This is a genomic window from Paenibacillus septentrionalis (assembly GCF_042659865.1).
Classification (GTDB): Bacteria; Bacillota; Bacilli; order Paenibacillales; family Paenibacillaceae; genus Pristimantibacillus; species Pristimantibacillus septentrionalis.
Genome location: NZ_JBHSTE010000001.1, coordinates 1004736 through 1017315 on the forward strand (window position 1 = coordinate 1004736; position 12580 = coordinate 1017315).

Annotated in this window: 11 protein-coding genes; 1 reads left to right on the plus strand and 10 read right to left on the minus strand. The window is 43.0% G+C overall.

Annotation, left to right across the window (positions count from 1 at the left end):
- Window positions 1-59: 59 nt before the first annotated feature.
- Window positions 60-1757, plus strand: coding sequence for an SGNH/GDSL hydrolase family protein (locus ACFP56_RS04575; protein WP_379231584.1), 1698 nt, complete (start codon window positions 60-62; stop codon window positions 1755-1757).
- Window positions 1758-1946: 189 nt separating this feature from the next.
- Here the strand turns inward: ACFP56_RS04575 and ACFP56_RS04580 are convergent, their stop codons facing one another.
- The 10 genes from ACFP56_RS04580 to ACFP56_RS04625 all read right to left on the minus strand — a co-directional run bounded on the left by ACFP56_RS04580 (window position 1947) and on the right by ACFP56_RS04625 (window position 12578).
- Window positions 1947-3083, minus strand: a complete 1137-nt coding sequence (locus tag ACFP56_RS04580; RefSeq protein ID WP_379231586.1) for a DUF2264 domain-containing protein — start codon at window positions 3081-3083, stop codon at window positions 1947-1949.
- A 632-nt stretch (window positions 3084-3715) separates the two neighbouring features.
- A complete protein-coding gene (rpsN, locus tag ACFP56_RS04585) occupies window positions 3716-3985 on the minus strand; it encodes a 30S ribosomal protein S14 (RefSeq protein WP_379231588.1) in 270 nt (89 codons plus the stop codon).
- Between the two features lie 119 nt (window positions 3986-4104).
- Window positions 4105-4500: a hypothetical protein gene (locus ACFP56_RS04590; protein ID WP_379231590.1), complete on the minus strand. Its 396-nt coding sequence runs from the start codon at window positions 4498-4500 to the stop codon at window positions 4105-4107.
- Window positions 4501-4797: 297 nt separating this feature from the next.
- Window positions 4798-7236, minus strand: a complete 2439-nt coding sequence (locus ACFP56_RS04595) for an EAL domain-containing protein (RefSeq protein WP_379231592.1) — start codon at window positions 7234-7236, stop codon at window positions 4798-4800.
- A 262-nt stretch (window positions 7237-7498) separates the two neighbouring features.
- On the minus strand, window positions 7499-8404 hold the full coding sequence (locus tag ACFP56_RS04600; RefSeq protein WP_379231594.1) for an FAD-dependent monooxygenase: 906 nt from the start codon (window positions 8402-8404) through the stop codon (window positions 7499-7501).
- A gap of 16 nt (window positions 8405-8420) precedes the next feature.
- Window positions 8421-8642 carry an FAD-dependent oxidoreductase gene (locus ACFP56_RS04605; RefSeq protein ID WP_379231596.1) on the minus strand — a complete coding sequence of 74 codons (222 nt, stop codon included), beginning with the start codon at window positions 8640-8642 and terminating at the stop codon, window positions 8421-8423.
- Window positions 8643-8813: 171 nt separating this feature from the next.
- Window positions 8814-9833: an SDR family NAD(P)-dependent oxidoreductase gene (locus tag ACFP56_RS04610; RefSeq protein WP_379231598.1), complete on the minus strand. Its 1020-nt coding sequence runs from the start codon at window positions 9831-9833 to the stop codon at window positions 8814-8816.
- 265 nt (window positions 9834-10098) lie between these two features.
- On the minus strand, window positions 10099-10488 hold the full coding sequence (locus ACFP56_RS04615; RefSeq protein WP_379231600.1) for a DUF3887 domain-containing protein: 390 nt from the start codon (window positions 10486-10488) through the stop codon (window positions 10099-10101).
- Between the two features lie 28 nt (window positions 10489-10516).
- Window positions 10517-11164 carry a YhfC family glutamic-type intramembrane protease gene (locus ACFP56_RS04620; protein ID WP_379231792.1) on the minus strand — a complete coding sequence of 216 codons (648 nt, stop codon included), beginning with the start codon at window positions 11162-11164 and terminating at the stop codon, window positions 10517-10519.
- 88 nt (window positions 11165-11252) lie between these two features.
- A complete protein-coding gene (locus tag ACFP56_RS04625) occupies window positions 11253-12578 on the minus strand; it encodes a GHKL domain-containing protein (protein WP_379231602.1) in 1326 nt (441 codons plus the stop codon).
- Window positions 12579-12580 lie beyond the last annotated feature (2 nt).

Consider the following 12580-nt stretch of genomic DNA (forward strand, 5'->3'; position numbering starts at 1 on the left):
TATTTCTTTCAAATTGCGGTAAGCTGTGCAGATAAACGACTTAGAAAGGGAGATCTGATATGATGGGCCATTCATCGCAAACGACTGAAAAGCGAAAAGGTTTTTATATTATGCTTGAAGCTATGATTGAGGCATCACCTCGACCTGACGGTACATGTATGCAGGAAATCTATTTGGAAGGCCGTCTCGCTGATCAGGCTAGAAATACAGGCGGGATCGACGACGACCGCATGCTGGAGCTGCTAAAAAGCTGTGAAGGCTTCCGTCAATTGGTGCACAGCATTGGCGTTTCGATTCACTCCGAAGAAGAGGATATCTCGAGCGTGAGGTTTGCATTGGAAAACTGGGGCAAGACGAACAAATATACATCAGGCTCACGTATCGAGGCAGTCTGTCCTGCAGATGGCTCTGAGACGATTTTAAAGCTAAGCGATTTCAACTTAACGGCAGAGGATGATGTTCCTGGTAAATTCACCTTCGAATTTCATCGCGCAGGTGCGCTTGCCACAGTCAACATCATTTTCTACTTAAATGACGGTTATGATGCGCCTGAGCTGAAGCCCGATGCTCCAGTAGCTTTTGAGTCGGAGGCTTATCGCGATATGATCCGCCGTTCACTGCTGCATGCGGGCAACAATTATCGCTTAAAAAAAGCGATTGAGAAGGCAAAGCGAGGACAGGATGTTACGATTGCCTATATCGGCGGCTCCATTACGCAGGGTGCTGGTGCCAAGCCTATTCACAGCACGTGCTATGCCTATCAATCTTATTCGTTGTTCAAGCAGTTATTCGGTCAAAACGGAGGCGAGCATATTCATTTCGTCAAGGCGGGGGTCGGCGGCACGCCGTCAGAGCTTGGCATGATCCGTTATGAGCGCGATGTGCTGAAAAACGACAGCGTTCAGCCTGATATTGTTATTATCGAATTTGCCGTCAACGATGCGGATGATGAAACTGAAGGACGCTGCTATGAAAGTCTTGCGTTGAAAGCGCTTGCCGCTGACAACAAGCCTGCTGTTATTTTGCTGTTCAGTGTATTTATGAACGATTGGAATTTGCAGGACAGACTTTCACCTGTAGGCTTGCACTATGATCTGCCTATGGTAAGCGTAAAGGATGCAGTCGTAGAGCAGTTCTACTTGTCGCAGGAAGAAGGCAATCTTGTAACGAAGCGGCAATATTTTTATGATACCTATCACCCTACCAATATCGGTCATCGCATTATGGCAGACTGTCTCGCCCTGCTGTTTGCCGAAACGGATCAAGCGGCTAGCCATACGGAGGATATCGATCTTCATAAGCCTCCTGTTATCGGCAATGACTTCATTGATATTCAATTGCTGGATCGTGTCACTAACATAAATGCTGCCCACATTAATGAAGGCGGCTTCTCTGAAACGGATACAGAGCTGCAGATGGTAGAGATGGATGATCAGTCGCACGGCACGCCGCAGTTTCCACACAACTGGATGCATACGGCTGAATCGGGAAATGATAGCTTCAGCATGATGATCACCTGTAAAAAACTCGTCATTGTATATAAAGATTCGGGAAGCACCGACTTCGGAACGATTGATATATGGGACAATGGTCAGCTTATTAAGCAGGCTGATGCACGAGCAATTCAATGGACGCACTGCCATGCTTCGATTTTGTTCAATGAGCAGGAGGCTCGCGAGCATCATATAGAAATTCGAATGACGGATGGTCATGAGCAGAAGAAGTTTACAATCCTTGGCTTCGGCTATGTCAAGTAATTGCTATTGTTCCTAATGGCCAAAGAAATCCTTGATAGTAAACCTTGATGCAGGTTATATAAATATGAATTGCGCAACAATCTCGCTTAACGAGCAAGAGCCATCCCCACGTAGAATCTCTACAAAGGGGACGGCTCTTGCTCGTTACTATAGTTTGGTTAAATTTGAGATGATTGAATCGGATATGGTTTACTCTGATATGGCCTTATCAATCGGAACCGATTCACCCCGCCATACTTTGCGAGCTGTCCAGTCAGCCTCTCCCTGCCAGAACGCATTGTTAGGAGATAGTCCTAGCGGTAGAAAAACGGTGCTGCATAGATACAGACTGCCTGTTGAGATGTACCCCTCACCTAGCTCCTTCTGGCTGCCGGCAAACCCAATTGTTAACCAGCCCTTCTCATCGAACGTACCTGGCATTTCAATTTGCCGCTTGATGACCGCTGTTAAGGCACAGCGAACCTGAGCAGGCTCGAGTTCTTCTGGGAGTTGTTGCTTAAGTGCCATAAGAGATAAATGCTGAAATGCTCCGAATCTATAAGCAAGTGAACGACCGAGTGGCGGATAAGAACCCTCGGGTGAAATTAGTCGTTCCAGTACACTAGCGTACCGCTGTCCTCTAAACAGTACCTTATCTCGCATTGCTTCCCAATCGGCAAATTGATCACTTAATAGATCCAGGACATCAATCAGCATCGGTTGAATGACAAAGCTATTATAATAATCCCAATGAAAGTGCGGCCCGTCTCCGTAGGCGCCATCACCCACATACCATTGCTCGTGCTGCCGCAGCGCATAATCAACTCGCATCCGATCCCAATCTTTACCCATTCTGTACAGTGCAGCTTCAATCATCGCACTGAACAACAGCCAATTGCTAAATACAGGACGAATGACTCGCGTTGCCATTAGTGCAGCTGCCAGATTCTCTTGCACTTTGGGGTCGAGCTTCTCATATAGCTCATGAGGAGACCTTAATATCGCGTTTGCTAAAAAAGCAGCATCAACTAACGGCTGACCTCCCTTGTCAAAATTCATATAGTCAGGTGAAGCCGGATCGGTTGCTGCATCAATCGCCTGTCTTGCCAGCTCTGCCATGCGGACACGAGTCTCTTCTTCCTCTCCCGTACGTGGACCCGCTTCAAGCCACGGAGCAATCCCTGCCAGCGTTCGCGATAGCGCTTCCAAATGTGTATAGAGCAAGCGATCTTTAGTCCATGCTTCAACTGGCATTTCAATACAAAGCCTGCGCTCAGATGATGCATGAAGCACGGGATAAGCAATTCTCACTAATGTATCAACCCAGTACGTTCTGTCTGCTGTCATCACTGTACTCTCCTTTTATGTAGAAAGTATTTACATTGCTAATATATCGGTTAGCTTGCTTAACCGCAAGAGTCTCCGAGCCTTAATCCTAAATCCGTAAGCCTCTCTCTAACAAAACAAGTGCCTGAGAAAGCTAGCTTCTCACAGGCACTTTAATACCATTTGGATTTTTAGATGGGAAGAAGAACGTGTTATTCAAGATGCGCACCTGTACTCTATTGATCGATTCACTAATCAATTATGGATGAAATATTTCCCTGATTCTGCTGTAGGATATCACGAATTTCCAGTACTTGAAAACAACATTTCTACTTTGAATAACAATCAATCGGTACTTCAATACGTTGAAAAGCATACAGTGAGTGGCTATATTGTCGACTCTTGGAGACTACGAGATAGAATAACGTACTATTTCATATCTATGAACTTGGTGTTGCTTATTCCTCTTTTGATTTTCACATTTTCAAGAAAAGATAACACGAGAGCTTCGCGTGTATATGAAAGATTATAGAATATTACAAAGTACCATTCTGTGAGCTGGATGAAGAAAGTAGGCGGTGAGCCGAAAATCGTTGCATCGCCACCACCGGTATGCGTTCATCCATAATTTTTCAAAGGCTAACGGTGTCTAGTTACCAGCTTGCTTTTTTCAAGCCAGGGATTTGGCCTTTATAGGCAAGCTCACGAAATACAATACGCGATACTTTAAACTTGCTCAAATATCCATGCGGTCTGCCTGTGACTTCACAGCGCGAATGCAGTCTGGTCGGTGAAGCATCCCTTGGCAGCTTGCTAAGTGCTGCATAGTCATTGTTATCCTTCAGCTGCTTTCTAAGCTCAGCATACTTTGCTACTGTAGCCTGTCTTTTAAGCTCTTTCACGACTTTAGATTTTTTAGCCAATATCTCCAATCGTAACTGTTACGAATTATTATAACCCTATAAACAACCGTTTGTAAACTTGTGTTGTTTTCCAATTATGCAGCCTTTTCATGAAGACAACTGTTGCGTCTAAAGCAGCATCATGCTCTTCTGCTGTGTAAGCAGCCGACAAAGCACGTGAAGCGAGCAAGCTGCGCGTATAGGCCGCTTTCGGTTTGGACAAAATCGCCGAGGTAGCCCCTTCCTCTACAATAACTCCTTTGAACAGTCTCGATATAGTAATCACACACTGTTATTACACCATCAAATTGATAAGGTCTAAGAAATTCGATTAAATCAGAGCTGTCATTCGTTTCCGTAACAAGTACCTCAGAAGCATGGTAACTAACCGGATGCTGGTCCGTGCCATGAGCTTGCTGATAATGCTCAAGCTTGCGTGTAACAAAGGTAAACGTATGCCCCATCTTTTTTAGCAACGGCGGCAGAAGACTCCCGCTAGCTCCTACCCAGCTCTCAATCATTCGTAAATGTGCCATAACATCCTCCTTCAAATTTCCATCCAACCATTCTGATTACCAAATATGAAGAATATCTTAGTTGCGAGTAGGCTAAGCTTGTTGTGTTTGTTCGTAATCGTTACGATTACGGATAATGAGATTGTAACTGCCATACTTTACTCTGTCAATCACAAATCGGGATAAGATTTTATTGTTGGTTAGATATGAAGCACAAAAAAGCTCATTTGTCGCATTGAGCTGCGCAAATGAGCTTTCATTACAATTTACATATAATTAAAATCAATTACGATAAATTATTGCAATTTCTGATAGCCTTTATTTTAATACTCGGTTCGGAACAAAGAATGCCTTCTCCACTTCCTCCGCTGGAAGCGGCTTACTGAAATAATAGCCCTGAATTTTATGACAGTCATTTTCAGTCAAGATATCAAGCTGCTCTCTTGTTTCAATCCCCTCTGCTACGACATCCATATGAAGATGCTGTGCCATTGCAATAATGGTCGCGACAATTGCTCGATCATTCGTATTGCTAGTAATATCCTGGATAAAGGACCGGTCAATCTTCAGCTTGTGTATCGGAAGCAGCTTGAGATAGCTAAGCGAACTATAACCCGTTCCGAAATCATCCAGGCTGATGCGTACACCTAATTCCTTGAGATCATTAAGAATAGAACCGGATATCTCAGCATCCATCATCATGCTTTCTGTAATTTCAAGCTCCAAATATTGCGGAGCCAAGCCCGTCTTTTCCAAAATGTCATTAATTACTTGAACCAAATTAGATTGATGGAACTGCTGAGAGCTTAAATTTACCGAAATCGGGATAAGCGGTCCGCCTTCTTCGTGCCATTCCTTCATCTGGCGACAGGCTTCTTTAAGAACATACGTACCTAATGAGTAAATGAGCCCTGTTTCTTCTGCAAGCGGAATAAACAATCCTGGAGAAATCATGCCTTTTGTCGGATGCTTCCAGCGTACAAGTGCCTCCACACCAATCATTTGGCTATCTTCGGTGCGAATTTGCGGCTGATAATGCAGAATGAACTGCTTCTCATCGATTGCCTTACGCAAGTCCGCTTCCATTTCGATTTTCTCCTGCAGCTGTTCATTCAATACACTGGAGAAAAACTGATAGCCGTTTTTACCGTTTTTCTTTACTTCGTACATGGCAGTATCTGCGTTTTGCAGCAATTGGTTGCCGTCCACACCATCCATTGGAAATAGCGCAATCCCAATGCTGGCTGTTACATAAAATTCGCTATCGTTAATTCGATACGGCAGGCTGATTGCACGAATAATATGTTGTGCCATGTACACAATTTCGCTTTCTGTCATGCCGTAATTGGTTAACAGTGTAAATTCATCTCCACCAAGTCTTGCCAATGTGACACCATTATGTTGAATCGCTTTGCTTATTCTTTGACCCATCTCTTTCAGAAATAGATCACCGAATGTATGTCCGAGCGAATCGTTGATCATTTTGAACCGGTCTATATCTAGCAGCATCACAGCGAATTGCTCGTTTCCTGCGCGCTCAATCTGATTCGCAAGCAGCTGCTTGAACTGTCTGCGATTCGGCAGATCTGTCAATTCATCGTGCAGTGCCAAGTGCTGAATATGCTCCTTCGTCCTTTTTTCTTCCGTCACATCACGAGCAATAATATAACTGCCAACAACTTTGCCATGAATATCTACCGGAATATTTTTAATACTCAAATTTACAAGATGACCTTCGCGATGTCGAATAGTTACCTCATATTGCTGTAATTCAGCAGACAAGGAATTGCCGAACAGCTTTCGAATATTTTGACGTGAATCTTCCGTAACAAGCGAAATAAGCTGATCCGTCGAAATGTTTTCAAGCTCGTCCTCAGAAAGTCCTGTAAGCTCACATGCTGCTGCGTTGAAGCTCTTAATGCGATAATCGTCCCCCACTGCAAAAATAGCATCATGATTATTCATAAACAGTGACTTGTACCAGCTTTCACCTTCCTGAATCACTTTCTCTTGACGCATGAAACGGCGAGAATAGTAATTAATGACTAAGGACACGCCAAGAGTTAACAACGTACCGACTGCAATTAAATAAGCAAGCTGCTTAGGATCCAGGTCCCCTTCTTTCAGCAGCAACTCACTATCCATTTGAAACTCAGCTGCGACCATGCCTGTATAATGCATGCCAGCTACCGCAGTCCCCATAACAAGTCCGCTAAGCAATTTTTTCCAGTTGTGTCCTCTTCCATTTTCCTCTCGAAAATAGATGGTTAGCCACAACGCCGCATAGGAAGCTAAAAGTGCAATCACAATCGATAATATAACATAAACTGGTTTATACGTAATTTGCAGTTCTATCGCTTCCATACCAATATAATGCATAGCCGATATGCCAATTGCCAGCAGCATTGCGCTGCCGAGCAGCTGCCAATGCGACAAACGCTCGCGCGCAATAATATAGAGAGCGGCAAACGAAGCAGCAATGACGGCAACGACCGAAATAATCACCTTGTTAAGATCATAAAGAATAGGTACTGGTAGCGAGAATGCTAGCATGCCGACAAAATGCATCGACCACACACCCATTCCTAATGCTGCTGCACCGCAAAGCAGCCAGTTCCAGCGTCTCTTCCCAGCCCTAATATTCAACCCGGTAAACTCAAGTACGGTATAAGATGATAGCACAGCCACAATATAAGAAAAAGCGACAAGCGCCCAATCATAGGAGCCGTGCATATGCTCTAAATGATGATGTTCCATAGTATGCTCCTTTAAGTATAAGATAAAAGAATGGTCATGTAGGTGATGTGCTGAACATCTATAACGCTATGTACTCTATTTACTTTGCAATTTAATTATCTTAAATTAAAGATATTATGATGGTTACTTATTCCTAATCCTATCATATTTAAAAAATTCGCGGATGCATCCTTTGATAGAGGACAATAGTCCTTCCCCATCTAATCGACCATATAATGTAAACGGACTAGCCTCCTTCCCAAGCGGAAAATGCATCAACGATTTACACCTCAAACTCAACATCGTGTAAAAAGTGAAGCCGCTTATGAAGCAGCTGCGTGGGAGCAATTGAAAAAGCGGCATTCCGCAATTTCACAAGAAGCGGATTGTCTACTTGAGCTGCAATCCCGATAAGACGGGACATCGTAATGATTTTTGCCGTTCGCTTGACCCGCTTTTCATCGTAGATGTGAAGTGCTTGTTCAAGTTTATTGTACTTGGCTAAAACGTTTGCAAGAACGATCGCATCTTCTATTGCTTGTCCAGCTCCTTGCCCCATATTCGGTGTTGTTGCATGGGCAGCATCCCCCAATAATACGATCCGATCAAAACTAAACGACTTCAAAGGTTTAATATCAAGAATGTCATGGTGAAGCAACTGGTCATCAGGTGTTTCGCGAATAAGATTAGCTACAGGAGATGGAAACTGTTGAAACAATTCGGCGACATCCTCACTGCGTGCATTTCTGTAGGTTGGTTCCTTGGACGCAGCATTCATACAAGCAAACCAGTAAAGTTTATTTTCTTTCATCGGTACGATGCCGAATCTTCTAGCTCTACCCATAAATTCTGCGGCGTTTTGCTCATCTAATCGCCTGTTATTGTTAACGACTCCGCGCCAACACGTATACCCAGCATATCTGGGTAAGGATCCAGGCACTAGCTGTTGACGAAACTTGGAATGAATGCCGTCCGCTGCAATGACCAAGTCTGCTCGATCTAGCGAGCCATCCTCAAATATAACGTCAACGCGCTTGTCTTGCAGTTGAAAATCTATACATTTTTTATTGACATACATACTATCTGCAGGAAGTGCCTGCTGTAAGATTCGGATCAGCTCTCCACGATGAATGGTAATGTTTTCAGCGTTAGTTCGTTTACTGGTTAATGAAAAATTTATTTCCATCATGATTTTGCCAGATTCATTAAGAAACAATTGCTTCTCTAACCTGCTGGAACAGCTCTTTCACTACTCCAGCTTCCTGTAACACCTTAATGGCATTGGAGCCAATGCCAATTCCCGCTCCTTCTCCTTTTATAGCAGAACCAGCTTCATAGAGACGAACAGAAAAGCCTTTCTTTTGCAGCAGAAGCGCTGCAGTCAAGCCTCCGATACCACCGCCGATCACAATAATATCCTTCACCATCTGCCTTCATCCCCAATCCTCTGTTGAGTGTGTGAGCTATGTCCCTGTAGGATTTATCCGCTAATCATTTTCAAGACTTATCGACATGCTATAAATACTTGGCTATTTCAACTATACGACAACCGTGTAACGGCAACAAGTGCAGACCTTCACTATGTAGAAGAGAGATCATTAGAGATCCACCCTAATTAGCCGTACCTTGCTTTCATCTATATTTTTCAAAATTTCGTGAGTGGAAGTTATCTCATATGGAAAATGAATACCTGTAATATGATTCTCTAGAACGATCTTTACCAAGGCAACGGTAACAGCAGCAGTTGTTTCGTAATCGGAGCGTACACGAACCCGCCACTCTTTTTTCTGTTTCTTTTCCCGAAGAAGACCCGTTGCTTCTATCGTCAAATAAGCCTGTTCTGGCTGTGTAGGATTGTGGCGAACGAGCTTTTCCAGCAGCCCTTTTTGATTCGTTAAGTGGCCTAGTAAACCAGTCTTTTGCAGCAGACGAATGATGATATTAAATGATTTTTTCTCCCATGCGGTATAGTAATTAATGCGGGGGAGTTTTTTGTTTTGTAGAAGCCGCTTCAGTTCGACATGCTCAATCTTGCGAACAACGTGTGAGCTTGCAAATTCTCCAAACTTCATGTTGCGTTTTTCAGAAAATCCGGGGGTTCCATCCACATCATGGTTCACAATACGAAGCATATCCGTTATTCCTGTGATCCCTGCGTTTGCATTGGTACTCTGTAAAAGGCCAATACTCACAGACTCTAGGCTATCAAACGTTGAGATCGCTTCTTGTATCAGAATGCCTGAAAGCCCAGGAAAGAATCCAGCCATTAGAATGGAAGCGGTGTGCTCTGCTTTAAGGTCTTGAACTTTTTCTATGAAAGCTTCATCAACCGTAACATCAATACAGGGAATATTCTTTTCGATACAAACCTTTTGAACGAGCGGATACTCTTGTTTGACGACAACAATGACTGCTTCGATATGCTGTAGCGCTGCGTATAGAGAGGCGCTGTCCGTTACATCTACTTCCTTAAATGTTGCCAGGGGTAGAGCAGCTGCGGTTTGCCGCCCACGCTCTGCCTTATAATCACCAACGACTACTTCACATCGTTGCTCTATCAACGCTTTACAAACATATCGTCCTAATACCCCGGATGCTCCGACCACTAGTACTTTCATCGCTCATCCTCCCATCATCTCGCGCCAGCTAACATTGCTGGACACCTACACTTCGAGAGCTCTTTATATAATTTCGATTCTTTTTTATTCTATCAACTAAGGTAGCAAAAACCAAACCATTCCATTTCAGCGATATGCCCAAACCTGAACTGCACCCATAAACACTATTGTGCTGTCAGCAGCCAAGATAAAAAAATAAAGCGGCGCTTAAGAGATATCTCCAAAGCGCTGCTTTATTGGGCACAGCTGAAAGTATCACAATCACTTACTTCACAAAAAATCCTGCAATTTTATCGTTGGCATCATACGTAATCGTAAAGATACGCTTGTCCTCACTATAATTGGCGACAAGTACGACAATTTTCATACCGTCTTTTTCTTCAACCGTTTGCTTTCCAATCCCCTTAAATTCACCTGATGCCGTCAGTACTGGTTCGATCTGTGCGAGCTGCTCCGCTGTCAAATTGGCTTTCATCGTTTCATCAAATTGCTCCATGATGCTGTCGTACTCTCCAGCGTTAAGCAGTTGAATAACCTCTTCCGCCTTGCCTGCATATTTTTGAGCGGTTACATCATCCACTTTGTTCCCGCACCCTGCCAATAACGCTACCATACAAATGCTAATTAAAATGAGAACCATGTTTTTAAGCTTCATTCACAATCATCCTTTCTGATATAACACTTTATATTCTATTTGCGCGTACCACATAGATCGTGACAATCACCAGTATAATCGCAGCGATAAGCATGGTGATCTCTGCCATTATCATTGTCGAAACCATCGATACGCTGCTTACTGCGAAATTAACGATTCCGTGGAGCACAATCGAAATCACTACATACACGCACTTCCTTTTCTTAACGCCTACCAGCACAAGCAATGAGAAGCATATATGCACGGTCATTGCGCACATTCTTTCAAAGCCGCTAATAAAATAATCGATATCGCTCATCATAATGGGCGATGTAAACAGCACGGGAATCCCAACAATTAGAAACGCCTCTATGCCGCCATGCCCAATACCAAAGGCCAAACCAGCACTAAGATCTCGCTGCTTCATTCCATATCTCATGGCCAGCCATCTTGCTATTTCCTCGAATACCCCTGCTGAAAATGCCAACAGCATAACTACTACAAATGGCATCGTAACCGTCCATAGATGATAGGTGCTGCTGTTTTCTGCTATCCAATTCAAAAGCGGCAGCCGAATGAGCATTTGAGATATCGTGAACGCCAGAACACCTAAAATAAACGGAATCAGCCGTTTTTTATATAGGGCATATACGGCGCCTAATGCTGGAATGACGATCGTTACGATGACTAGAAACATATTCCCCACAATGAATCACCTCGTAGTTTTATTGTAAGGAATAAAACCTGCGAGGTGAACGTCTGCTGCATATTCGGTCGTTTCTTCTTCATGATTGGTATCGTTTCATTAATACGGTTTGGGTAAACAGTTGTGATTCAAGGGAAGTCGATAATGTAACATTAGCATGCTGTGCAAGCATCCGTTTTATAGAGAATAAGCCATATCCCCTTTGGCCGCCTTTAGTCGAGTAGCTTTTGCTATACATGCCTTGCAGATCGACTGTCTCAGCATCGGTGCTATTTTTTACGATGCAGTATTGAGTATGCTCATCTGTTTCAAATAAAGCAATTTGGATCAGCTTGTCCGTGGACCTGATTGCTTCTTCGATCGCATTATCAATTAAAATGGAAATCATGCGAATAAAATCATGGGAAGGAATAAACACCTTTGTAATGTCATGAGGAATGTCCACGCTACACTGCAGCTGTTTATGCTGAGCCGTTAATATTTTCACACTAAGTACACTTTTAATCTCGGGAGCTTTGACACGAGACAGCTTGACCAGCTCCAGCTGCTGATCGTTAATGATTGCTGTAGTAGGAGCAACCGTATTGTCATAGACCTGCTGGATTTGATCGATATTTCTCGATCTTATTCCTTCCTCCAGTGAAAGCAACAGGTTCATATAGTCGTGTCGGAAGGACGCCAGATCATCATGCATGAGCTCTAATTTATGGACATAATCCATTAGTTCGTTATGAAGCATTCTTTCATGCTCTTCAATTAAACGTTCCTTAGACAGATAGACATTCATCGTAACAATCAGCATCAGTAATACGGATAGCAAAAGTACAATCATATAAATTTGCTCGCCATATAAAGCATGAATTTCCGCCAAAACCGGAACAGTTGGATAATTAACAACGATCATTAATAACGTGCACACTACAGCAAGGATAAATGTTGGAATATACCACCTGCTGGCAACCATAAATCGACCGATCATTTCTATTTTTCTTCTGATCATGTACATCCCTGTTAGAATTACAGCTAATGTCCAAAAGTGAATTGCACTATCTGTCCAGTAGTAATAGCTGAATGGACTTTCAAGGTACAGATGCCTGCTAAGTGAAAATGCCCCGTTCTTTATAACTGTAAAAATAATTACACTGCATAATGAAAAATATATAATAGGCCATAGCTTTAATGTTCTATCCATACGTCCAAACAACACGAGAAACAGCGAAAGAAGAATGACATTTAATTCAATGAAGCCTGTTAACATGATGCTAAGACTTAAAAAAGACGTTAATAGTACTCCAATTATGGCAATAAAGCCGATAGAAAACTTCTTATAGTCAATAAGCAAACTGAACAAGTAGAGATGTCCAATTCCAATCAACGCCAACGCAGCAATATCATAAAAAATCATCG